A 22,871-nucleotide genomic window follows, 5' to 3' on the forward strand; every position below is an offset into this window, starting at 1 on the left:
TCGCCCGCAGCCGCTAAGTCTAAGCTAGAAATTGTTCCATAAACCTAATTGAGGAAAAAAAGATGAGTAGCGGTCACGCCAGCCATAAAGGCTCTTCCACAAAACCCAATACCAACACTAACGGTCAAATTACATCCCCTGAAGATCAACCCGCTGACCCGCTAAATCAAGAAACATCCGGTTATCCGTTCCATAACGAAGCAATGGAAAATCCTGTTGCCACCGCGCGGCCAGACGAAGAGGCTGAGTCTGGCGAAGAACAGCAATAGTTATATCGATTAAATTGTCATCGATATCCTATCTGCGACGCGGTTGATTAGATGTTTGATAAAAATCCGGTTTGTACTAATTGCATCTTGCACTTCCATAGTCCGCCAGGGATTAGAATCTCCGGCGGACTATTTGGGCAGGCTCAGTAGTACCTCATATCAAATTCGTTGACATCGGAATTATTATCTCTCTCTTCTCTTTCTCTGTGTCCTCTGTGCCCTCTGTGGTTTAATCATTCCGATACAACCAATTGATATCACAGCTTCAGAACAAAGGACTAAAGTCCTTACTACAAAACTATTTAACCTATAAAATTCAAGTTAGGAATTATTGAGAAATGAGCGAGATTAACCAACTATTTCAAAAAGACAAATTGCCGGAATTGGGGTTAGTCTGCATTACAACATCCAATGAAGTTCGCTTTCGCACTGTCACCCGGAAGCGACTGTTACAGCTTTCGGAAACTGAACAAGAAACAGTATTGCGCGAGCTTTATACAGACAACTTAAAGCGGCTTGACAAAGCGATCGACTTCTGTTCCGTTAATCAGATTAAGCTCTACCGCATGACTTCTGCACTGTTCCCTTTTGCAGATACAGATTTGGGGGAAGCAGTGCTACACTCCATGACTGAGGAATTGCGGACTACGGGCGATCGCGCTTTGTCTTTGGGCATCCGCTTGGTACTGCACCCCGATCAATTTGTCGTCCTCAGTTCCGACAAGCTTTCTGTGGTTGAAAACAGCATTAAAATTCTCGCGGCTCATGCTTTAATTTTAGATATGTTGGGACAGCCCCGATCGCCCCAGGCACTGATGAACATTCACGGCGGCAAGAGCGATCGCACTTCGCAACTCAAGTCTGTCATCCGCGATTTACCCGAATCAATTCGATCACGCTTAACCTTTGAAAATGACGAATACGCTTACAGTTCCTCGGAAATTTTAGAAGTTTGTCTCGATACCGGCGTACCAATGGTTTTTGACGCCCACCACCACGTCATTCACGAACATTTAGAAACTTACGACGATCCCAGTGTTGCCGAAATGCTCGCAGCAGCCCGCACAACTTGGTCTGTTCCTGAATTGCAATTAGTGCACATATCGAATGGCAGAGAATTTTTTGCCGATCCGCGCCACAGCGATTTAATTACAGAAATGCCTAATTGCTATTATCAGGCTCCTTGGATTGAAGTAGAAGCTAAATTCAAAGAATTAGCAATTGAAAAGTTGCGCGCCGAATGGTTGTCGGCGAATGTTCCACAATTTAGCAATGTCTCGTAGGGGCGGGTTTTACAAACCATCTTTGCCTAACACCAATAATCTCGAAAACCCGCCCCGCCCAAGAGTCAATCGCAAGAACAGGCAAGATGCCTGTTCCACAAAGAAGGAATTTTTTTGTGGGGTGGGCCGAAGAGCCCGCCCGGTTTAGTGCGACAGTCCGAGAGGGTTTTTAACGGTAAATTGCAAGAACAGGCAAGATGCCTGTTCCACAAAGAATGAATTTTGTTGTGGGGTGTCCCGCAAGAACAGGCAAGATGCCTGTTCCACAAAGAATGAATTTTGTTGTGGGGTGTCCCGCCCGGTTTAGTCCGACAGTCCGACAGGGGTTAAAAACCCCTGTCTCATAGCTAAAGTCCTCGCTTCAGAGGACTAAAATAGATAGATATTGAGATCGTATTTCCAGTCGGTTTTAACCGACTTTAGCTTTGAGGCAGGGGTTTAAACCCCTGCCGGACTGCCGGATTACCCGACTGTCGAACTGCAGGAATCGGTAAAAACCGCGTTAATACAACTATAAAATTATGTGCGGAAGATTCACTTTAACTACTTCAGGTCAAATCATCGCCGAATTCTTCAAACTGTCGGGAGTTCCCGACATCAAACCGCGATACAATATCGCCCCAACTCAATCAGTTGCCACAGTCACAGTTGAACCAGAAAAAATGCAGCGACAGTTTCAATTTATGCGCTGGGGTCTGATTCCAAGTTGGGCAAAAGACATGAAAATAGGCAGCCGCATGATTAACGCGCGATCGGAAACAGTAGCCGAAAAACCTGCTTTTCGCAGCGCCATCAAGCACAGGCGATGTTTGATAGTCGCTGACGGTTTCTACGAATGGCAACAGGAGGGAAAGAACAAACAGCCTTACTATTTTCAAAAGGCAGACGGCGAACCTTTTGCTTTTGCCGGTTTGTGGGAAAATTGGGAATCTCCAGAAAAAGAAAACATTGTATCTTGCACTATAGTTACTACCGCTGCTAACGAAACAGTGCAGCCGCTGCACGATCGAATGCCGGTGATTCTCCCCGACAGCGATTGGGAACAGTGGCTAGATCCTTCTGTTAAAAATGCTCAGGAAGTTTTGCCATTGTTAAAACCGTATGCTTCCGAAGCGATGAAAGCAAAGGCCGTAAGTGCGATCGTCAACAGTCCAAGTAGAGACACTCCCGAATGTATTAGCGATCGGCAATAAATCATTGGAGCGGACAAAACCGAGATAGTTTGAGTTATCATGTAAAATGATGTTTGAGTTGTAGCTTTGGTTTTCTCAAGATCAGTTTAACTCAGTTGTTATTTGCTCAAACATTTTTTAAACCTTAACATCAGTTAGAAGACAAAAAATATGATCGGATACGTTACACTAGGTACCAACGATATTGAAAGTGCAGCCAAGTTTTATGATGCTTTGCTTGCTGAAATTGGCGCTCGACGATTCATAGAATTCGACCAATTTATCGCATGGGGTCTTTCTCCAGAGCTACCAGCACTTGCTATTACAAAACCCTATGATGGTAACACAGCAACTGTTGGCAATGGAGTAATGATAGCTCTTAAAGTTGACAGTCCCGAAAAAGTCAACTTAGTTTATAACAAAGCGATCGAACTTGGGGCTAAGGATGAAGGAGCCGCAGGACCAAGAGGCGTGTTGCCGGGGTTTTATGCGGGATATTTTCGGGATCTTGAGGGGAACAAGCTGAACGTGTTTTGTATGCCTGGGCCAAACACTTAATCTTTTTGTTTTTCGTGAATATCGAAGAAAAAAAGCTATTTCCGATCGTTAGCTATTAGTTATCAATCCCTAAATAAGAGTTGATAACTAATAACTAATGGCTAATGACTAATAACTAAATTAGCTATCGTACATCCGCGCTTCAGCAGCCTCGGGATTTTCCTCGCAATACTCGTCAAAAGCCGTTTTTTCAAGCTTCATCGATCGCTGGTGAGAAGCCTCAGCCTGCATTTCTTCTACAATATCCCACGCTACCGCGCACTCTCTAGAGGTAGCGCCTTTTTCGGCACAGATAGTTCTGGCATCCGCGATCGCCTGTTCGATTTGTTCCTCAAATAAAACACTCTTCGGCTTCTCAAGAAAATCGCTTTTTGTCAATATATCCGTGACCGAAATAATGCCCACTAGCTCGTCCTTAATCACCGGCGCCCGGCGGATGCGGGTATTGGCGAACAACCTCGCCACGTATTCCACGCCCAAGTCGGGATTGACCGTAATGCACGGTTTGGTCATAATCTCGAAGACGCGGACTTTTTTCGGGTCTACTCCGTAGGCTGCTACTTTATAGACAATATCCGTTTCTGTCACAATGCCATAGGCATCTTGTTCGTGGCGACGTTCCACAATCAACGCGCGCAAACACAAATCGTTCATCATCGCCACCGCTTCAGCTACCGTTGCTGAACCGCGAATGGTAACAACATCTGTGGTCATAATGTCTTGGGCTTTCATCATCATTGTTTATTCCTTCCCGCTGATAAAGTCTACTGCGTCCCGATTTGGGGCTGTCCATTTGATTTGCGATCATCATTAGGACTTACCCTCACAAACCCGGTTTCTACCAAAATTTTGGGTTTAGTAACGATAAATTCCGGGTTAGCAACCAGGTTTCTGAGAAATCGTGCGATCGCAAACTAATCATAAAACCTTTAACGGCACTCGCGATGACAAGTTGCCTGAAACAGCCGCTCGCTGCCCCTGAGCCTCTGGACTCCGCGATTTAGCCGCGTCTGAGACGGGGCTAGCGTGCGATCCTCCAAGCAAGAGTGAAGTATTGGGGCGATCGATCTTTGAGCTTGTGGGACTCAGATTTTCCAGCCCCAGTCTCAAAGAAGCAAAAGTTAACACAAACTAACCAACTGCTTGCGCTCGCACAGATCCCCGCCTCTGATAAACTTGATGGCTGGGAGTGCAAAATAGCACAAGGCACGCATCAGCAGTTGGGAGGATCTAGTTCGTGGACAATGTAATCGGTTTAGAGATCATCGAAGTAGTTGAGCAGGCAGCCATCGCCTCCGCTCGCTTGATGGGCAAAGGCGAAAAAGATGAAGCTGACAGAGTGGCTGTAGAAGCCATGCGGGAGCGCATGAACAAAATTCATATGCGCGGCCGCATCGTGATCGGCGAAGGCGAGCGCGATGACGCACCGATGCTTTACATCGGGGAACAAGTAGGTATTTGTACCCGCGAAGATGCCAAAGATGTCTGCAACCTAGATGAATTGATCGAAATTGACATCGCTGTTGACCCCTGCGAAGGTACTAACCTGGTGGCTTACGGTCAAAACGGTTCGATGGCAGTTTTGGCAATTTCTGAAAAAGGTGGTTTGTTTGCGGCACCGGATTTCTACATGAACAAATTGGCTGCTCCGGCGGCTGCTAAGAATCATGTAGATATTCGCAAAACGCCGACTCAAAACCTCAAAATTATCTCTGATTGTCTCGGCCGCGGTGTTGAAGATTTGGTGGTGGTGGTCATGGATCGCCCCCGACACAAAGATTTAATTAATGAAATTCGGCAAGCGGGTGCAAGAGTTCGGCTGATCAGCGACGGCGACGTTTCGGCAGCGATTTCTTGCGCGTTTTCTGGTTCCAACATCCACGCACTTATGGGTATTGGCGCAGCACCCGAAGGTGTGATTTCCGCAGCAGCAATGCGCTGCTTGGGCGGTCACTTCCAAGGGCAGTTAATTTACGATCCGGCTGTTGTAAAAACTGGTTTGATCGGTGAAAGCAAAGAGAGCAATATCGCCCGCCTGAAAGACATGGGCATCACAGACCCAGACAAGATTTACAATGCTGAAGAGCTGGCATCTGGAGAAACAGTTCTGTTTGCAGCTTGCGGGATTACTCCCGGAACGCTGATGAATGGAGTTCGCTTCTTTGGCGGCGGCGCTCGCACTGAAAGTTTGGTAATTTCTTCTCAGTCGAAAACTGCTCGGTTTGTGGATACAATCCATATGTTTGACCAGCCGAAATCTTTGCAATTGAATTAGTGATTAGTTAGGGGTTAACAGTTAAATGTTAACAATTAACAGTTAAATGTTAACAGTCACCGATGATTAGCAATTAGCGATAAACTAAGAACTAATAACAGGTGACTGTTAACAACTAAGAAAGAAATAGTGACAAATCACAGATATGAATATTGCAGTCGTAGGTCTCAGCCACAAAACAGCGCCGGTAGAAGTTCGCGAAAAACTGAGCATTCCAGAACAGAAAGTTGAAGCCGCGATCGCCCAATTGCGCGGCTACCCGCACATTCAAGAGGTTGCCATCCTCAGCACTTGCAACCGCTTAGAAATTTATATTGTTACCAGCGAGTCGGAGCCGGGAGTGCGAGAGGTTATTCAGTTCCTTTCAGAATGCAGTAAAGTTTATGTGCAGTCTTTGCGCCCTCACCTGTTTATTTTGCTGCACGAAGATGCGGTGATGCACTTGATGCGAGTGGCTTCTGGCCTCGACAGTTTGGTGCTCGGAGAAGGACAAATTTTGGCTCAGGTGAAACAAACTCACAAACTAGCCCAGCAGTACAAAGGTGTAGGCAGAATTTTAGAGCGCTTGTTCAAGCAAGCTCTCACAGCAGGGAAACGAGTTCGCACGGAAACTAGCATAGGTACCGGTGCGGTTTCGATCAGTTCGGCGGCGGCAGAATTGGCTCAAATGAAGGGTCAGCATTTAGCAAGCAGCAAAATTGCGATTATCGGTGCTGGCAAAATGTCGCGGCTTTTGGTGCAGCATTTGCTTTCAAAAGGAGCTAGCCATATTTCGATAGTTAACCGCTCTGTGCGCGGCGCCCTGGAGTTGGCCGGTCAGTTTAAAGATGCTCAATTGCACCTGTATCAGCTCTCGGAAATGATGCAGGTAATTGCCAGTTCTGACTTGGTTTTTACCAGTACGGCAGCTACCGATCCGCTGTTAAATAAAGCTAAATTGGAAGCGGTTTTAGACCCGAATCGCCCTTTGATGTTGGTGGATATTTCTGTGCCACGCAACATTGACTCAGATGCGAACGAACTCGCTAATGTGCGATCGTTTAATGTGGACGACTTGAAAGCAGTGGTAGCTCAAAATCACGAAAGCCGCCGCAAAATGGCAATGGAAGCTCAGGGCTTGCTGGAACAGGAAGTAGAGGCTTTCGATCTCTGGTGGCGCAGTCTGGAAACTGTTCCTACTATTAGCTGTTTGCGGGATAAGATAGAATTGATTCGGGAACAAGAGTTAGAAAAAGCTTTATCGCGTCTGGGTTCGGAATTTTCGGAGAAACATCAAGATGTGATTGAATCTTTAACCAGGGGGATTGTGAATAAGATTTTGCACGATCCGATGGTACAGTTACGCGCTCAGCAGGATATTGAGGCGCGGCGGCAAGCGATGCAAACTTTGCAAACACTGTTTAATTTGGATGTGGATGTCAATCAGCAGTACAGCTAGTTTGTCATTAGTCATTAGTCATTAGTCATTAGTCAGTTGACCCGAAAGCAGGAGTCATATTATGTCCGGTAAATTACCATGAATAAAAATGCCTGCAACCCTTGCGGCAAAAGCATCATTCGGGAGGGTAAATTGCTCGAACCTGATATCAGTTATCATTCCACCAATAACTAATGACTAATAACTAATGACTAATAACTAATGACTAATAGGCGAATTTATCAAATAATCCTACTGATTGCGGGGCTAGGGCTGGTTGTTGAGTTTGCCTCCCGCATTTCGGCAGAAATTCTCTGGTTTCAGGAAGTTGGATATCTTCAGGTTTTTCTGTTAAAGCTGAAAACTCAAGGGTTGCTGGGGACGATCGCAATTGCTGTTTCTTCTGCCTTTTTGCTCGGAAATTTGGCTTTAGCCCGCCGCCTGGAACATCCCGCAGAGGAAATGAAATCGCCGATTGCGGGGGCGCTATTCGCTCCACTAAGAACCAACAAAACTGGGAAGAATTACGAATTACCTGTTGCTAAATCCCAACTTACCTTTTCCTGGCTGCTGTTGACGGTATTCGGATTGAGTTCGATCGCAACTTTTATAGTAATTCACTGCGGGCTGTTAGCTGCAAGCAGTATCGCCTATTTCCGTATAGCTGGCAATTTGCCTGCACCGCCCGTGCAGTTGGGAATTGAGTCAATCCAACAAATAGGGGTGCAGCTATTTTCTCGCTGGTGGCAGTTGGGCTTGCTGCTGGGGGCAATTTTAGCTGTGGTAATTAAGCCTGATTTTTGGCTGCGGGCGATCGCCCTTTTTCTCAGTTTGGCGATCGGGCTGATTGCCACCAGTCGCTGGACAAATGTTTTGCAATATTTTCACCCTATTAATTTTAACACAACCGACCCTCTTTTCCATCAAAATATTAGCTTTTATGTATTTATTTTGCCAATCTTAGATTTGCTAGGATTCTGGCTGACAGTTGTATTTTTGTACAGTTTAGTATCTTGTGCTTTAACATATTTGCTATCGGGAAATAGCCTGAGTCAAGGGAGATTTTTGGGGTTTTCTCGATCGCAGCAGCGGCACTTGTACGGGTTGGGTGCAGCTTCCATGCTAGCCGTTGCATTCCGCTACTGGCTGGGGCGCTACGCATTGCTGTATTCGCGGGGAGACGTTACTTACGGGGCGAATTATGCTGACGTAACGGTACGGCTGCCCTGGTATGGATTTTTGAGTATTTTGGCGGGGGCGATCGCCGTTTTGATGCTGTGGCAAGTTTACCCATTCAAAATAAAACATGAACTCATAAAAAAGATTATTATAGCGTGGCTAACTTTAAGCTTGTTGGGAACTTGGCTGCTGCCAACAATTGTGCAGCAACTCCTAGTTAAACCTAACGAATTAGCAAGGGAAAAGCCCTACATTAAGCGCAGTATTGCCTTTACTCAAGAAGCCTTTGACCTCAACAATATAGAAATAAAAACTTTCGATCCCGCCGGAAAACTTACTTATGCCGACTTAGAAAAAAATAAACTTACTATTAGCAACATCCGGCTGTGGGACAAGCAGCCGCTGCTGCAAACCACCCGACAGTTACAGCAAATTAGACCCTATTATACATTTCCTGATGCCGATATAGAGCGCTACACAATCAAAAATGAAAAAGCAAAAAAGGGAGATTCTGAAAGCCAACAAGTGTTTCTGGCAGCGCGGGAATTAGATTACACGGCAGTTGCCCCCGAAGCTCAAACTTGGGTGAACAAACACCTGATTTACACTCACGGTTACGGCTTTACTCTTTCTCCGGTAAATACAGTCGGTGTCGGCGGTTTACCCGATTATTTCGTCAAAGATATTGGAGTTGCAGCCCAGGAAGGGGAGACTGCTTTGGAAGTAACCAGCGATCGAATTCGGGCCAGTATTCCGATCGGCTACCCGCGAATTTACTACGGCGAAATCACCGATACAGAAGCGATGGCGCCCACAAAAGTCAAAGAATTCGACTATCCCAGCGGCGAAGACAATGTTTACAATACTTACAGCGGTAGGGGCGGAATTGCGATCGGTTCTATGTGGCGGCGCTGGCTGTTTGCTAATTATCTCAAAAATTGGCAAATGGCACTGACGCGCAATTTTACGCCAGAAACTAAATTGCTCTACCGGCGAAATATTAATAAAAGAGTCCGGGCGATAGCTCCTTTTTTACGCTACGATTCTGACCCGTATTTAGTAGTAGCGAACGCCAATCTTAGCAATGATGATATAGAAAAAGAAAAAGATGAAAATGGCAACGAGATTAAACCTTCACCCTCGGTCACTGATAAATCTCCCAACTATCTTTACTGGATTATCGATGCCTATACAGCGAGCGATCGCTATCCGTATTCTGACCCCGGAAATCATGAGTTTAACTACATCCGCAACTCCGTTAAAGTAGTGATTGATGCCTACAACGGGTCTGTTGACTTCTACGTTGCCTATCCCTCCGATCCGATTATTAACAGTTGGATGGCTATCTTTCCCGGACTCTTCAAACCCCTAGACAAAATGCCTCCGGCTCTCCGCAAACATATCAGATATCCTGTAGATTTGCTGAGCATTCAATCAGAACGCTTGCTAACTTATCATATGGAAGACCCGCAAGTATTTTACAATCGGGAGGATTTGTGGCGAGTTCCCAATGAAATTTATGGCAGCGAACAGCAGCCCGTATCACCCTATTATTTGATTATGAAGCTGCCAACTGAAAAAGCCGAAGAATTTATTTTGCTGCTTCCCTTTACACCAGTAAGTCGTAACAATTTAATTGCTTGGATTGCAGGGCGATCGGATGGTAGCGAGTACGGAAAATTGCTGCTGTATTTATTCCCCAAACAGCGATTAGTTTACGGCCCGGAACAAATAGAAGCTTTAATTAACCAAGATCCGGTTATTTCCGAACAAATCTCTCTCTGGAATCGCCAGGGTTCAAAAGCCATTCAAGGAAACTTATTAGTAATTCCCATTGAACAATCTTTACTGTATGTGGAACCTCTTTACTTAGAAGCCGAACGCAATAGTTTGCCGACTTTAATCAGAGTTATTGCTGCCTACGAAAACCGCATCGTCATGGCCGAAAGTCTTGACTTGGCACTCAAGGCACTTTTTGAGCAACGATCTACTAATAAACCGGTCATTATTCGACCTGTGGAAGGAACAGCACCAGCTTTAAATACTGAATGATATCAATTCCGGTTGCACTCATCATGATTGTTGACTGTTGACTGTTGACTGTTGACTGTGGGTTGTAGAAGGAGGAGTCGAAAAACTGAATGGTTGAGTGTTAAGTGTTGACTCGATTTTATTATTCCGATGCCAGGGGATCAGAAGGTGAAATTTTCAGAAAACCAGATTATTTAGGGTCGATCGACTTAACAAATTGTTGCACAGGCTGTGGTAGAGCCGGCACAAAAGTCTTTCTAAAACCCTTAACATCGAACACTCGCCACAAAATACCTACCGCTACCGTCAAGAAAAATAACGCTCCCAAAAAATTGAACGCACTAGACAGAAAACCGCTGTTCCTTTTTTTCGGAGGTGTAATATGTTTCATGCGATATACAGCCGGCTCGTAATCTATCGACTCCTCGCGACTGCGGGGCGACGTTTTGGGGCGCGAACTCGCACTGCGCTTCTGAGTCAAACCCGTTTTATTAGTTTTAGTAAAACTGCTGGGCGATTTTAGCTCCGAAGCGGCGCGGGTTCCCGTTAACTTGCTAGCAGAAGCCCCCGTTTGGCCAACAGCAGCATCCTGAATTCTGCTGTTAGGGCGCTGAGTCGATTTGCGCTCGGCGAGGGTACGCATCAAACTTTGCAATTGCTGAGTCGCCGCCGGCGGGCGTTCCCCTTTCCTCGCCCAATTTAACAGCATCGCCCCGGTAATCCCGCAGAGATTCGTAGCGCCTACAGAAGCCAGCCGCTTCAGCAGAGGCTGGCTGTTGGAAACAAAAATCACCAATGCCTCCGGGTGTTCCTGAGCCAAACCGTAAACGCACTGAGCCGTGGCCACCACGAGCATTGCTGGCTTGCTTTGATTTTTGATCGAAGGTTCGAGAGCTCGGTGTGTTTCCTGAGCGTCAGTTGCAATCCAGCCACTGTCGGCAAAAAATCGCATAAACTCTCTAGCTACTTGCTCTTGAGCTTTTTCCACCGCTTGCCCTGTCAGACGATCTATTTCGTCGTACACTACTTCCGGGATATAGCAAGTTCCCACCTTGGAATATTCTTGCCACACTTGGGTTCTGCCAGTCATTAAAACATCTGCATCAAAAGTTACCAATACAGGAGGAAGTTGATTAGCCATGACTTTATCCTATAGGCTCAGATAAGTTATTTAAACTTAATTGATCAAGTTTAAACAAATTTTGGGTTATAAAAAAATCAACTTTTGGTAATAGATAAATTGCCCCGGGCGGGGCTCTTAATTGGAAATTAGTAGTTAGGAACCCGATCGCCCTTCAGTTCTCAGTTCGATCGCTCAATTCCTAGATTCCACTAATTTACCGCAACCCAAGAGCCTATTACCAAAGATGCCCGACTACTGCTAGTTCCCGATTCCCAGACGGCCAGCCAAAGCCGGAGTCAACGGCAACAGCGCAGCAATCATCAAGAACAAAGCTAGCAAACCCAAAGCGGCGCGAGCGTCGTCAGGCTCAGTCAGCTCGTTGAGGCTCGGCCGCTCCAGATTCCGCTGTAAAATCAGAATCACGATCGCCCAATACAGGGCCAAAGGATTAACTAAAGAAACGATGGCCAGCACCACAAAAGTCGCCAAAGTAGTGCGGCTGGCTATTTTCCGACCGTAGATGGCTTGCACGATTCTACCCCCGTCCAACTGTCCCGCCGGCATCAAATTAATCGCCGTTATTACCAAGCCCAACCAACCGATAACTACCAGCGGGTGAACGTCAACAATCTGCTGCTGCAACGCCGAACCCAAAACCACTTTTGCCAAAGTTCCGACCAAAACCGAGCCCTTGAAAAATTCTGCGGGAATTTGAAACAAACTGCCGGGGTGAGACAGCAGCAAACCCGTTACCAGCATTAGCACAGAAACTATTCCCCCAGCCGCTGACCCGGCAAAAGCTATGTCAAACAAAACTTTACGGTTGGGCAGCAGCGACTCAAAACGGTCGATCGCGCCAAAACAACCTATCTGCAAAGTTGGTATAAAAAACGGCCAACTCAAGCCAACCTTGTACCGATTTGCCAGCACTCGGCGAGCAATTTCCCCAGAGCCTAAAACCGCCCAAATTCCCGCTGCAATTGGCAAAACTTCTAGATATCTAGCCGGCGAGTTAAAGAAATCGAAACTTAGCAGCAAACCGCCTGTCTCTAAGCTAGTAGCAATTGTTGCCAGCAGCAGCACGACTGCTAGGATTTTTTGAGACACCGTTGTTGGCTGCGGGTCGTTGGTGCTGGGCAAGATAATAACTACGGGCTTCTCGTCCTGATTTTCTACTAAAAATAGACGGTAGCGATCGTTTAATCTTTCTTCCAAACTTGCCGTCAAACGTGAGTGTACTTGTTCTGGGTCTCCCCGGAGATTGCCTTTCAAGATTACCCCATCTTGATAGGGAATCGTTTCTGTGGCAAAGAAAGTATCAATTCCAAAGATGCCTTTAATTGCCTTGAGGTCTTCCACTGGAACGGGAATAATTTGTAATTCATTATTCGCAGGCGACGAGGTGACGATCTTAATGGTTTCTGGGCCTGGTGGTCGCTGCGACTCAGGGGCCGAGAAAGCATCGCTTTGGGACTTTACCTCAGCAGCATCCGGCCTCGGCAGCACTGTATCAGATGCAGCCTTACGCAATTGCCGGCCCAGATAAATGTACAATCCCGTGGATGCCACTAGCAGCAACAATACCGCCACTAGATTGAGGTAAATTCCGGCGGCGAACAAACCAAAGAACAGCAGCCAGGGACTCATCAGCGCAACAGACTGCAACCAAGCCAAAATTCCCAGTTTGCCAAAAGGTCTGGCGCGATAAAATCCCCAACCCAGAATTCCCAGAGCAACCAATACGAGCGCAATTGTTGCCGTATTTTCCGATGCAACTATAGGCATTCCGGTTGCTTGCGCCAATAGGGGCTCTAATTGGTCGATCGCGCTGCGGTCGAGTAATAGCATTAAATTTTGGGGAACATGAAATAGAGTTGTTGGGAACATATCCAAACCTGTCGGAAACTAGCCTGATTACTAAGGATAACCTCTGAGGGCTACTCGGCCCACAACCTGCTGTTGCTGTTTGAACATCGCAGGAGCTAGGCTATTGACACAATCGACTTTTTATGATAGCACATCGGCTGTGGCAAACCTATACTCAGAAGGGTAGCAGTGTCTACCGACAGGATGCCGGGATACCACCTGACCCAGATAGGCAGTGTTTCGCATTTGTTGTGCGAAACAAAATGCGAAACAAATGCGAAACAAATAAGGTTTAAGCCGCTCTCTACTTTTCGGTAAAGAACGGCTCAAAGCGTTGATGCTATTAGGTTTTATCTACGGGTACGGCAGGACTTGAATCAAAGCCTCGCTCTTGAATTACGAATTTCCGTCGTTCTAGCCATTTTTTGCACCCACTCTGAAAGTCCTGTTTTTGATTTGAGCGAACACTGAGCGACTTGCTGTAGGCTGAGTGCATCAGTCGAAATCAGCACTATCAGAGTAGGGAGCGAGAGATGAGCGAAAAATCTAATCCTGTCACTGCAAGTACCACCGCAGACTACCTTGTTGGCTACGAGCGGATTCTAGACTACTTCCAACAAGCACAGAAAGAATGCCCCAAGGGCGTAGGGCTAAAAAGAGACAGGAAAGCGAGTGGTGGTTACATAACGTTGCAATTCAAGTTAGGTGACAAGCGGGTCAACAAGACTTGTGGGTGCTACCTGACCATGCAAGGTATCACTGATGCTCTGAGGAAAGCTCATCTAGTTGCTAGCGGTTTACAGTCCTTCTCTAGCGAGAGTCGGTTTTTAGCCTGGTATGATGATGTTATTTTGGATAAAAACGTCATCAAAAATGATTTGATAACGTTTGGTCAGGCGATAACAAAAGTAGAGAAAGAATACTGGGATGGACGCACTAAACGCCGTCAACAACGTGACAGGAGTAGTATTAGTCAGCAACGTACTTGGAGTGCCGTTTACGGTGACTACTATAAGCTGTTGCCACAAGATAGGGTCGTAAACCTAACAGATATTCTGTCCGCAGTTAACGGCAAAAAACAAGGAACCAACTGCTTTAAAAATTGCTTGTCTGCCATGAAAAAACTTGCTGAGACTATTAACAGTACCGACTTATTGGGCAGGCTCAAAGAGATTGACGGTAGACAAACAGAATTTCGTGAAGACCTTCAAACTTTATCGGTTGATGAGTTTTTAAAACTTCGCGAATTGGTTTTAGCTGTTCCCAACAACAAACGATACCATTTGGAATCACGTAGGCGGTGGATGTGGGTATTCTCAATGCAGTTGGTGTATGGCTTTCGAGTTCATGAAGTTTTTGCGATTCAGAATATTGACAAGCCATTTAAGACGAAAGATGGTGTTATTATTCCTGCCTTGAATGAACCGATAAACAAACAAATGATTGCCGTAGTAGGCGATAAGACGTTACTAGATACTACAACTAAGACGGGCTACAGGTTGTGTATACCCATGCTCCCTCCTACTCATCCTGATTTGATGGAATGTTTAGAAATCAAGTCAGGCAACTTGCCTGATGTTAGAACATCGTCAAACAATCCAAAGACGATTAGTGGGCTATACAGTGACCGCGCACAAACTATCTTAAGAAGATGGGACAAAGGCTTTACCCAAACCCACGCTTTACGTCACTTAGCGAATCTCAACGGTCAAATGGCCGGGATGTCTCAGGAGACAAGAGCTAAGAGTTTGGGGCATTCAACACAGATGAATGAAGGTACTTATAAAAAACGAGCCAATACTCAGACAACGATTGATTTACTAACTCAGTCCACAACAGAAGCTATTCCATTGGGTAGTGCAATTGGAGTGCTTAAACAGTTAGGAAGTGATGTGAAAAATGTCAAACTGCTAGCCGCTATTTACGGCATTACGCCCCACGAAGTGATGGAGTTGCTTGCCGAATAACTTGAAACAAAACTTTACAGTCCCTGTGTTGACAAGGAAGTGTAAGTCTGCAATCGTGAGTAACTAAGGAAGATTGATGCGCGGTTGAGCGGTGCTAGTCACACCGAACAAACCACGACTTCCCCAAACCGTTCTATCTCAACGTTTGGAGCCTATAAATTATGCCACTTTCAGCCGATTGTCCTAACGGACGATCGCAACTCTTAATGTTTCCCCGTCGCGAGTTATTGCAGAAAATCGCATCGGCCGCTTTGCTGTTTTTTGTGCCGCGTTCTCAGTCAGCTATTGAAAGCCCTAAGAAATATCCGACCTCGAAATTCTGCATCGGCAACAAAGTCTCTGACCACTGGACTGACGAATTTGACCAGGACTGTATTGAGTACGGGGAAGTGCTTGGTATTTGCTGGCATCCTTACGAACAAACTTGGGCTTACCTAATCAGTTGGACGAGTGGGGGGATGCCGGATTCTTCCTATCCCTGCTTTGACGAACACTTGACTATTGGCGGTGATTTGAGGCTTGTTAGCCATGACTAAGCCCACTGTCAGCTACCGTCGCATTGACCAACTAAAGGCGATCGCCTTTGACCGTGGCTTCACCAATGAAGACGCCAGACAGTTCGGGAAACTCAGCAAAACTGCTACATGGGAAGCGCTGCTGGAACTGTACCTCGTTGACGGTGAATCGCTTGACACGGTGCTAGACGTACCACTAGACATAGTGCTAGACACTGTAGACACCACGCCTGAACCGCTTGACTCAGAACGTGTAGACAGTGTAGACACCCTAGATTGGACTAACGACGGTTCGTTCCCTGTGTGTGGTTTTACCCGCCAGACTTCCACCAGCTTTTTAGACTGGGTTGACTTTGGGCAACTCATCGCACTTGTACTCGCATCGGCGGGGGTGTTTGTGCTGGCGATGTCTATGTGGCGACAAATCAATCCCTTGAATTTATTCCCATCCCCAGTTCGCATCAACATTCAAATCGGGACAAAATTATGAGCTTACAACTACGCCTATTCGGCGGCAATTCTGATGCTGGAAAAATGACTACCAGCAACGACGGCGGACACGCAATCGACAAATCTAAGGTATTGGCCGCCACTGATGGACAAGCCTTAAGCCCAATGAATCCCGGCAATTTTGATTCAATCCGTTCTGTGCCGGTGGTTGATACTCCCCGCTATGCCTCAAAGGAAGAGGCAAAAGCAGTGCGGACACTGGCAACAGAGAAAGAATCTGGTGCTAAGTACGCCAAACAGATGTACGGGGCGCTTTCTCGGATTGATACCGCTGATACGAAGGTACATAAAGCCCACTACCAATACAAAGGCGTAGTGGCTGGCAATGAACAAAAGAAGATAAGGGCAACTACTACCTACGCCAAAGGACTACACGGGCTACGCGAAGGATATGCCAAGCAAGGGCTAAGACTTGATAAAGCTGACAGCGATGCCCGCACCCGGATTGATGCGATTAAAGCAAAATTGACGGGGGCGAACTAATGGAATATATCTGGCTCTCAGGCACAAAGGAAGAGATAGAGGCAATGAAGGAAGCCCTGCAAGCAAATGGCTTTACCTTCACGCAAGGCAGCGAACTTAAATTAGGCGAGGCTGTCAGTCCTAACCGCTACTCATCTGCCTTAAAGAATTTTCGCGCCCCCGCTGTAGCTACTCCCCAACCCCGCCCTTGGGATGCAGTGCTAGGAGGCAAAAAATGAAAAAGTATCACCGCGAAGTTTTCGCCATTGACCCCTCGACTGAGCGAACTATCCGAGTAATTGGGCTTGAATCGGAGCATCAGATTGATGCTTACGACGCGTTAAACGCAGCATCCAAGCACATGAAAGAGATAGCACCGGGGCTTCCGTGTTATCTCAAAGTTTATTGTGGAGGCAAGAAATAATGAAAGCGATGTATCTGGCTAACTACTTCGTTGCCGGATGCGTCGCTTTCTCCCTTTTGGGGTGGATAGCGAGTCTGCATCCAATGGCGATGAAAGCCGTCTCATTCCTGTTAGCAGCGATTGCGATTGCTTGGGGGTTAAGCTGGTTGCTTGACTACTCCCTGAGTAAGTTGCTTAAGATTTCAGTGGCTGACTTACAGGCTGTTTTAATCGGCGGTTTAGCGATGTTGCTGATTGGTTTGGGGGTGTTTCTATGCAGCTAGGAATAAACTTTGAGGAAGTTTTCTCTCATTGGGTTGAGCTTAAAAAGGCAGAGGGTATAGTGTATCTCAACTCCGTTAGACGAGACAAAAATACCTTAGAACTGTTTGATAGTGACGGCTCTGACTATCGCGTAGAATTTGAAGATTGGCTGCAAAACTTGATTTTTGAGGAAATCAAAGAGGACTGTGATGCTATCGACTGGGACGCCACAGCACAGCATATTGCCGAATCAGTTAATGGTAGTTATCATTCGCTCAAAAAGGGGGAGGATTCATGCAGCTAAAACTGTTTGTATTGAGTGCATCTTCTGTAGTTCTTTGGCTGACTCCACTAGCAGCCCTGGACAAAAAGCTAGACACTCACAAAGCGCTGCAAGGTGTCAGTTTGTGTGCTGCGATTGCTTGTGCTGTTACCGCTGGCAATATCGCCCGTCAACTAGCAGCCGAGGGAGAAATCGAGAAACTGAAACTGAGAGCGATTAAGGAAGATATCGAGGATGAAATCAGTGCCAGCGTATACATTTCTCAGAAACAAAGACAACAGGAAGCAGAACAAATTCTGGCAACAAACGAACGAACAGACGAACAAGAGACAGAACTCAATTCGATAAGAGAATCACTGGAACTGCTACTGAATCAGACTTCTGGGGATTCTGGCGAACTCGCAGTAGTGAATTTATCCACCAAGCAGCGCGAACAAATCGAACTAATTCTGCGATGCCACGCCAAGGGCATCACTGGCAAGAATAAAATCCTTAAAGAAGTTTGGGGAGTGTCGGCAGGCAGTAGCCAAGCTTACCGGGACGCGAAGGCTGAGTATGAATTCTTGATGCCGTTTGTGAAGGGGGAAAGTAATGACTAAACAGCCAAACATCCCAACAACAGCAGCCCTAAGATTGACTGGTACTAAGTCAGAAATAGAGTTAGTATTGGCGGTTTTGCGAGGTAAAGATTTCTTCTGGAAAACTAACGGCAAGTTCTACCCGCAACGAGGGGATGGCAATCAGTACGCTTACTACCTCAACGACTTGCAATTACCTCATCTTGGGGTAGCAGTCCCGGAAACACCAACACCGGGGGAACCACAACCTCGACCGTGGGATGCTGTTTTGGGTGGTCAGGGTGCAGAAAAATCCGTCCGAAATTTCGGACAAGAGTCCCTCTGACTTGGCGGCGCCGAAAGCCTTGTTCTGACTCACTCGTCTAGTGCTTTTACCTTTAAACCCGACGAGTGAGTTTTGGTACGTTTTCGGTACGTTTTTTTTACGTTTTCGGTTTATGTCAAGGCGCAAGACTCCTATAATGAGAATGCGCGCTTATCCGAAGTGAAGTCAACCTGGCTCTGCGGCTGAGAAAAAGGGATTAAGGGAAGCGCTTATGCCTACAGGTGAGAGAGATGCCGTCGGATAGCAACAGTAACCTGGGGCCAGTATTTCCCTAATCCTCTAATGTGCAATCGGGGTTAGGCGACACGAGCGCGTCGCCAACCTTGTTAATTGCTCAAAAAATCAACAAATACACACAGCAAAAAACCGTCCCTCTCTTGTTTTGGCGACTCGAAAGAACGGCTTTTGCATCTATCCACATTCAACTCGCTGTGGGCGAGCTAAATTTCGTGTACAACAATTCTACTCCGATCGGCGGTCAAGTTTCAAGTGTTCGCGGAAATCTTATCAGCAGCCGCAAGTCTAATCCTTGCCCGGTCTGCGGACGCACCAAAGACCGCGACTGCCGTATCAGTCACGACGGGAAGATGGTTCTCTGCCATCAAAACTTTGACCACACCAAAACTCAACAGCCTGACCTGTGGCATTTTGACGGCACAAGTTCTGATGACCGCTGCGGTGTGTACGTCTTCAAAGAAAAAACTACCAAAGATATCCGACCCAAAGGTATTCGCTACTGGGAATATCCGGCCCGCGACGGTTCGCGACTGGCACGGGTCTGTCGCGAAGACGACGGCGAAGGCAAGAAGAACATCTGGCAAGAACGCTGGGACAAAGACAAAAAACGGTGGTTGCCTGGTTTAGGAGAGGAAGAGGACACAAATAAAGTTGACCGCGCCAGTATCCCGATTTATTGCTACGCCGATATCAAAAAGGCGATCGCGCAAGGCCAACCGATTTTCATAGTCGAAGGTGAAACTTGCGCTGACGCCCTCTGGAATATAGGGATACCCGCAACTACTAACATCGGCGGGGCTGGAAAATTTACCCACACCGACGCGAAGGATCTGAAAGACACAAAGGTTGTCGTTATCATTCCCGATCGCGATGAACCGGGAATGAAACACGCCGAAAAAGTTGCTAAGTTTTTCCCCGATGCGATGTGGATCTATCCATTCCCAGAGTCTAAGGCGTGGGAGAACTTACCCAAGAATCAGGGCTTAGACATTGCTGACTGGATCGACCACGAAAAACTTTCACTGAGCCAAGTAAAGGCGGCGATCGGAGAGAAGAAAATTTTCGCAACTCCCTCGCAGGCAACAGCAAAAGTTGTCCGTCCTGAACCATTTCAAGTTCCCCACATCTCTGAGCTAGGGGGAGAGATTGAAGAACTGCTAGAGTCCGACCTCAAGAAATCTCAGCTACAGCTTAAAATCTCCGAGCTCGCCCAAAAGTACCGTCTCAACTCTGCCGATGTCTGGAAGATTTATCGCGAGCTTGAGCAAGAGTCCGAGCAAGAAGCCAACAAGGAAGACACGAGAGTCGGAATTGAACAACTGCTTGCCTCCAAGTCTGCCAGCGTCAAACTCTCCGAAATCTTCCCTGAATCTCTGGCCGCTCCGATCGAAGAAGTAGCGCGACGCATGAACCTCAAGCCTGAGTGTTACGCGCTGGCACTGATTTCGGGTGTCTCAAGATTCTTAAAAAATGGCAGCAGCACAATGCTTGTGGAGGAATGGAACAGGTATCGGTGTCGGACTTTTGGCTACTTCGGAGCTCTAATCGCTGAGTCAAGCCAGATGAAGACTCCGGTATTGAACGCCATGATTACAGACCCGCTAGCAGCAATGCGGCAAAAGAATCAGGAGAAGTTCAATGCCCAAGAAAAAGCCTACAAAGAGGAGCTCGAACAATGGAAAAACAGCAAGGATGAGGACAAGGGCCCCGCGCCTGATGCCCCTGTAGAAACAATCCCCTATATCACTAAAGCTACATGGGAGGGGATAGCGGGGATGGTAGGACGGAATCCCATTCAAGGAATACTCTGGCTGTGCGATGAGCTTGCAGGATTTTTCAAATCAGCCAACCAGTACCGCAGTGGTAAGGGAAGTGACAAAGAGGACTTGCTGGAATGTTGGAGCGGTAACGGTGCTGTAGTGGCACGTGCAGCCGGCACTACAGTCAACGTCGGTGCTGTCTCCCTTTCTATTTACGGAAACATTCAACCCAAGGTCTTAGAACCCTTTCTGGGGGATGGCAGTGACGATAACGGAACCTTTGCCCGATTTGACTTTGTGCAACAGCCACCAGCGTTAACTCAGATAACTTTAGGGGTGTCAAAGATTGACATCAACCCAATGCTGCAAGCGCTCTACGAAAGGGTGGACGCTATCCCGATGATGCAATTCGAGCTAGATGAGGAAGCCCGAAAGTTGTTTGTGGACTACTACAACCACTGCCAGCGACTCCGACTGAATCATCCCAAACAAGGGATGCGGGCGATGTTAGGTAAGGCTGCTGAGAAAGTTGGCCGCGTCGCAACCATCCTGCACTGTATCCACGCTGCACACATGGGGATTGAGGTTTCCTCTAAGATTCCTGCCTGTCAAGTTGCTGCTGCTATCAAGTGGGTTGAGTACACGACACAGCAAGCTTTGAGCATAAATATTGAGGTTTGCAGTCCCGATGCACTTGAAAGCAATCTCGCCAAAATCATCTCGCTGGCAGAACGCAATGGTGGCGCGGTATCAGTTCGCGAAGTAAGTAAGACCTTCAACGGAAAGCACCGAAAGTCAAATCAAGAAATTCAAGAATGGTTCGCGGAATTAGTAGCCATGAATTATGGAGAGGTTACAAGTAAAGGGCGAAGTATTTTATTCTCTCTCACTTACGTGTCCCCAATGTCCCCAATGGGCTACAAGCTAGACACCGTAAGCGTTACAAATGGGGACACCCCTGTCCCCACTATGTCCCCAATACCCCCATTAAGTGACACAGTGTCCCCATCAAGTCAATCTAATGGGGACAATTGGGGACACATTGGGGACACCCCTGTCCCCAATTCCAAAACCATGCCAAATATAGGATTGAGCTCTAATGGGGACATTGGGGACACTTTTACGCCTTCTCCTGAAACCTCTCAGTCCTCAATGATGAGCCGTACTACAGAAACCGCTAAATCTACGGCAACCTCTGCCAAGAAGCCTAGAACTTTTGAGATAGGCGATCGGGTTGTGGTCAAGGATGTTGGCGGCATCTATCAAGGTGCACGAGGTGAGGTTGTGGACAATCTCTACAGCCGTGCTGGCACTAGCTACTTGGTCAGGTTCGATAAGCCTGTTAAGAATATTCGGCAAGGTGAATTTGACGCTTCTGACCTGATGAAGCTTTAACCCTCGGCTGAGTCAAGAATCGTGGCTAGTAGGCTTTATGTCTACTAGCCTTGTAGACAAAATGTTGACAGTGTAGACAGATATCAGTTACTGTAGACAAATACTGTATACAGGTGTCTACAATGAGTCAAAGTCAAGTCGTATCATTCAGAGCATCCGGTCACTTCCTGAACTGGATAGAAGCTCAGAAGCTAGACGGTGAGTCACTTAGTCAAGCTGCACAACGCATTCTCAAGGAAGTTTCAGGTACGTCTACACTGTCTACAGTGCCTCTGTCTACACTGTCTACAAGACCTACAGATTTGTTTACACGAAGCAATGATAGCGTCGCGTCTACAGAAATTGTAGACACTGTAGACAAAGCTGTAGCCGATCGCCTTGACCCCGTGATGGAGCGGATGGCCGCCATTGAGGAACGCTTGGGAAAATTGAGTGCCTGAGTGACGGCAACGATGAATCACTCAGGCAGGAATTGAAAGCGGCCAACAAGCAGCTTGCAGAATGGGATAAGGAACTGAATGAGTTACACGAGCGCAACGGCGATTTGGGACTGAAGGTGCAGATGTTGGAGCAAGAGCTCAAGGAAGTGCGGCGCGATCGGGAGGGAATTGAGGGGGAACTCTCCGACCTAAGACAAAAATCCAAAAAAGATGCAGCCAGTAAAAATTTTCCCGATTTTCCAGAACCGGCCGACTTACTCAACCAGTTAAAAGCGCGGCGCAAAAAGTCCGGCGCAAACTTGGCAGATATGGAGGCAGTTTTGGACATACTCAGCTACTTAGAAAAGTAGGACTGAGCTAAAGATGAGCGGAAAACCAGGCTTTCGGTAGCTTAGTCAACCTTAAACTCTTACTACGCAAAAGGATTATCTAACGGGTACGGCAGGACTTGAACCTGCGGCTCGCTGCTTAGAAGGCAGCTACTCTATCCAACTGAGTTACGCACCCAACTCAAAAATCGCTAACAAGATTATTGTATCGGTGCAGTGTGCGATCGAGC

General features: G+C 46.9%; 22 protein-coding genes and 1 tRNA gene. 19 read left to right on the forward strand and 4 right to left on the reverse strand.

What is annotated here, in order from left to right; translation table 11 throughout:
- The first annotated feature begins 62 nt into the window (after window positions 1-62).
- The 4 genes from QUB04_RS20345 to QUB04_RS20360 all read left to right on the forward strand — a co-directional run bounded on the left by QUB04_RS20345 (window position 63) and on the right by QUB04_RS20360 (window position 3,282).
- Window positions 63-269 carry a hypothetical protein gene (locus tag QUB04_RS20345; RefSeq protein WP_333210369.1) on the forward strand — a complete coding sequence of 69 codons (207 nt, stop codon included), beginning with the start codon at window positions 63-65 and terminating at the stop codon, window positions 267-269.
- A 338-nt stretch (window positions 270-607) separates the two neighbouring features.
- A complete protein-coding gene (uvsE, locus tag QUB04_RS20350; RefSeq protein ID WP_333287091.1) occupies window positions 608-1,552 on the forward strand; it encodes a UV DNA damage repair endonuclease UvsE in 945 nt (314 codons plus the stop codon).
- Between the two features lie 521 nt (window positions 1,553-2,073).
- Entirely contained in the window at window positions 2,074-2,745 is a 672-nt protein-coding gene (locus tag QUB04_RS20355) for an SOS response-associated peptidase (RefSeq protein ID WP_333287093.1), read from the forward strand.
- A 150-nt stretch (window positions 2,746-2,895) separates the two neighbouring features.
- Entirely contained in the window at window positions 2,896-3,282 is a 387-nt protein-coding gene (locus QUB04_RS20360; protein WP_333287095.1) for a VOC family protein, read from the forward strand.
- A 120-nt stretch (window positions 3,283-3,402) separates the two neighbouring features.
- Here the strand turns inward: QUB04_RS20360 and QUB04_RS20365 are convergent, their stop codons facing one another.
- Complete coding sequence (locus tag QUB04_RS20365; RefSeq protein WP_333143433.1) at window positions 3,403-4,020, reverse strand: CP12 domain-containing protein; 618 nt, start codon at window positions 4,018-4,020, stop codon at window positions 3,403-3,405.
- A 499-nt stretch (window positions 4,021-4,519) separates the two neighbouring features.
- Here QUB04_RS20365 and glpX point away from each other — a divergent pair, with 499 nt between their 5' ends.
- From glpX to QUB04_RS20380, 3 genes are all read left to right on the forward strand, one after another.
- Window positions 4,520-5,557, forward strand: a complete 1,038-nt coding sequence (gene glpX / locus QUB04_RS20370) for a class II fructose-bisphosphatase (RefSeq protein ID WP_333287097.1) — start codon at window positions 4,520-4,522, stop codon at window positions 5,555-5,557.
- A gap of 145 nt (window positions 5,558-5,702) precedes the next feature.
- The gene (locus QUB04_RS20375; protein WP_333287099.1) at window positions 5,703-6,995 is read left to right on the forward strand and encodes a glutamyl-tRNA reductase; all 1,293 of its coding nucleotides are present in this window, start codon (window positions 5,703-5,705) and stop codon (window positions 6,993-6,995) included.
- Between the two features lie 201 nt (window positions 6,996-7,196).
- Complete coding sequence (locus QUB04_RS20380; protein WP_333287101.1) at window positions 7,197-10,205, forward strand: UPF0182 family protein; 3,009 nt, start codon at window positions 7,197-7,199, stop codon at window positions 10,203-10,205.
- 169 nt (window positions 10,206-10,374) lie between these two features.
- Here the strand turns inward: QUB04_RS20380 and QUB04_RS20385 are convergent, their stop codons facing one another.
- Entirely contained in the window at window positions 10,375-11,325 is a 951-nt protein-coding gene (locus QUB04_RS20385; RefSeq protein WP_333287103.1) for a hypothetical protein, read from the reverse strand.
- A 240-nt stretch (window positions 11,326-11,565) separates the two neighbouring features.
- Window positions 11,566-13,194, reverse strand: coding sequence for a site-2 protease family protein (locus QUB04_RS20390; RefSeq protein WP_333287105.1), 1,629 nt, complete (start codon window positions 13,192-13,194; stop codon window positions 11,566-11,568).
- A 512-nt stretch (window positions 13,195-13,706) separates the two neighbouring features.
- Between QUB04_RS20390 and QUB04_RS20395 the strand changes: the two genes are divergently transcribed.
- The 12 genes from QUB04_RS20395 (at window position 13,707) to QUB04_RS20450 (ending at window position 22,662) form a co-directional block, all read left to right on the forward strand.
- Window positions 13,707-15,140, forward strand: coding sequence for a hypothetical protein (locus QUB04_RS20395; RefSeq protein ID WP_333287107.1), 1,434 nt, complete (start codon window positions 13,707-13,709; stop codon window positions 15,138-15,140).
- A gap of 161 nt (window positions 15,141-15,301) precedes the next feature.
- Complete coding sequence (locus tag QUB04_RS20400) at window positions 15,302-15,676, forward strand: hypothetical protein (RefSeq protein WP_333287108.1); 375 nt, start codon at window positions 15,302-15,304, stop codon at window positions 15,674-15,676.
- Window positions 15,669-16,145: a hypothetical protein gene (locus tag QUB04_RS20405; RefSeq protein ID WP_333287110.1), complete on the forward strand. Its 477-nt coding sequence runs from the start codon at window positions 15,669-15,671 to the stop codon at window positions 16,143-16,145. The genes QUB04_RS20400 and QUB04_RS20405 overlap by 8 nt, the downstream gene beginning before the upstream one ends.
- Complete coding sequence (locus tag QUB04_RS20410) at window positions 16,142-16,648, forward strand: hypothetical protein (RefSeq protein ID WP_333287112.1); 507 nt, start codon at window positions 16,142-16,144, stop codon at window positions 16,646-16,648. Before QUB04_RS20405 ends, QUB04_RS20410 begins: the two co-directional genes overlap by 4 nt.
- Entirely contained in the window at window positions 16,648-16,866 is a 219-nt protein-coding gene (locus tag QUB04_RS20415) for a hypothetical protein (protein ID WP_333148406.1), read from the forward strand. The genes QUB04_RS20410 and QUB04_RS20415 overlap by 1 nt, the downstream gene beginning before the upstream one ends.
- A gap of 184 nt (window positions 16,867-17,050) precedes the next feature.
- Window positions 17,051-17,314: a hypothetical protein gene (locus QUB04_RS20420; protein ID WP_333058050.1), complete on the forward strand. Its 264-nt coding sequence runs from the start codon at window positions 17,051-17,053 to the stop codon at window positions 17,312-17,314.
- Window positions 17,305-17,598, forward strand: a complete 294-nt coding sequence (locus tag QUB04_RS20425) for a hypothetical protein (RefSeq protein ID WP_333287115.1) — start codon at window positions 17,305-17,307, stop codon at window positions 17,596-17,598. Before QUB04_RS20420 ends, QUB04_RS20425 begins: the two co-directional genes overlap by 10 nt.
- Window positions 17,589-18,176 carry a hypothetical protein gene (locus QUB04_RS20430; RefSeq protein WP_333287117.1) on the forward strand — a complete coding sequence of 196 codons (588 nt, stop codon included), beginning with the start codon at window positions 17,589-17,591 and terminating at the stop codon, window positions 18,174-18,176. The genes QUB04_RS20425 and QUB04_RS20430 overlap by 10 nt, the downstream gene beginning before the upstream one ends.
- Window positions 18,169-18,480 (forward strand): hypothetical protein, encoded by a 312-nt coding sequence (locus tag QUB04_RS20435; RefSeq protein WP_333147232.1) that lies wholly within the window; start codon window positions 18,169-18,171, stop codon window positions 18,478-18,480. The genes QUB04_RS20430 and QUB04_RS20435 overlap by 8 nt, the downstream gene beginning before the upstream one ends.
- A gap of 284 nt (window positions 18,481-18,764) precedes the next feature.
- Window positions 18,765-21,872, forward strand: a complete 3,108-nt coding sequence (locus tag QUB04_RS20440) for a DUF3987 domain-containing protein (RefSeq protein WP_333287119.1) — start codon at window positions 18,765-18,767, stop codon at window positions 21,870-21,872.
- A gap of 122 nt (window positions 21,873-21,994) precedes the next feature.
- Complete coding sequence (locus QUB04_RS20445; protein WP_333287120.1) at window positions 21,995-22,312, forward strand: hypothetical protein; 318 nt, start codon at window positions 21,995-21,997, stop codon at window positions 22,310-22,312.
- Window positions 22,313-22,344: 32 nt separating this feature from the next.
- Window positions 22,345-22,662, forward strand: a complete 318-nt coding sequence (locus QUB04_RS20450) for a flagellar alpha dynein (RefSeq protein WP_333287122.1) — start codon at window positions 22,345-22,347, stop codon at window positions 22,660-22,662.
- Between the two features lie 83 nt (window positions 22,663-22,745).
- On the opposite strand, the gene QUB04_RS20455 is transcribed toward QUB04_RS20450, so the two are convergent.
- Window positions 22,746-22,819: transfer RNA gene (locus QUB04_RS20455), tRNA-Arg, on the reverse strand.
- Window positions 22,820-22,871: the final 52 nt, after the last annotated feature.

It is taken from the genome of Microcoleus sp. D2_18a_B4 (genome assembly GCF_036702475.1).
GTDB lineage: Bacteria > Cyanobacteriota > Cyanobacteriia > Cyanobacteriales > Microcoleaceae > Microcoleus.

Excerpts from the sequence above, each read along its gene's own strand:
- QUB04_RS20390 (WP_333287105.1), bottom strand. The coding sequence starts at position 13,194 with ATGTTCCCAACAACTCTATTTCATGTTCCCCAAAATTTAATGCTATTA.
- QUB04_RS20400 (WP_333287108.1), top strand. The coding sequence starts at position 15,302 with ATGCCACTTTCAGCCGATTGTCCTAACGGACGATCGCAACTCTTAATG.
- QUB04_RS20355 (WP_333287093.1), top strand. The coding sequence starts at position 2,074 with ATGTGCGGAAGATTCACTTTAACTACTTCAGGTCAAATCATCGCCGAA.
- QUB04_RS20345 (WP_333210369.1), top strand. The coding sequence starts at position 63 with ATGAGTAGCGGTCACGCCAGCCATAAAGGCTCTTCCACAAAACCCAAT.
- QUB04_RS20405 (WP_333287110.1), top strand. The coding sequence starts at position 15,669 with ATGACTAAGCCCACTGTCAGCTACCGTCGCATTGACCAACTAAAGGCG.
- QUB04_RS20430 (WP_333287117.1), top strand. The coding sequence starts at position 17,589 with ATGCAGCTAAAACTGTTTGTATTGAGTGCATCTTCTGTAGTTCTTTGG.
- uvsE (WP_333287091.1), top strand. The coding sequence starts at position 608 with ATGAGCGAGATTAACCAACTATTTCAAAAAGACAAATTGCCGGAATTG.
- QUB04_RS20435 (WP_333147232.1), top strand. The coding sequence starts at position 18,169 with ATGACTAAACAGCCAAACATCCCAACAACAGCAGCCCTAAGATTGACT.
- QUB04_RS20420 (WP_333058050.1), top strand. The coding sequence starts at position 17,051 with ATGAAAGCGATGTATCTGGCTAACTACTTCGTTGCCGGATGCGTCGCT.
- QUB04_RS20375 (WP_333287099.1), top strand. The coding sequence starts at position 5,703 with ATGAATATTGCAGTCGTAGGTCTCAGCCACAAAACAGCGCCGGTAGAA.
- QUB04_RS20415 (WP_333148406.1), top strand. The coding sequence starts at position 16,648 with ATGGAATATATCTGGCTCTCAGGCACAAAGGAAGAGATAGAGGCAATG.
- QUB04_RS20385 (WP_333287103.1), bottom strand. The coding sequence starts at position 11,325 with ATGGCTAATCAACTTCCTCCTGTATTGGTAACTTTTGATGCAGATGTT.
- QUB04_RS20360 (WP_333287095.1), top strand. The coding sequence starts at position 2,896 with ATGATCGGATACGTTACACTAGGTACCAACGATATTGAAAGTGCAGCC.
- QUB04_RS20410 (WP_333287112.1), top strand. The coding sequence starts at position 16,142 with ATGAGCTTACAACTACGCCTATTCGGCGGCAATTCTGATGCTGGAAAA.
- QUB04_RS20425 (WP_333287115.1), top strand. The coding sequence starts at position 17,305 with ATGCAGCTAGGAATAAACTTTGAGGAAGTTTTCTCTCATTGGGTTGAG.
- QUB04_RS20445 (WP_333287120.1), top strand. The coding sequence starts at position 21,995 with ATGAGTCAAAGTCAAGTCGTATCATTCAGAGCATCCGGTCACTTCCTG.
- QUB04_RS20380 (WP_333287101.1), top strand. The coding sequence starts at position 7,197 with ATGACTAATAGGCGAATTTATCAAATAATCCTACTGATTGCGGGGCTA.
- QUB04_RS20365 (WP_333143433.1), bottom strand. The coding sequence starts at position 4,020 with ATGATGATGAAAGCCCAAGACATTATGACCACAGATGTTGTTACCATT.
- QUB04_RS20395 (WP_333287107.1), top strand. The coding sequence starts at position 13,707 with ATGAGCGAAAAATCTAATCCTGTCACTGCAAGTACCACCGCAGACTAC.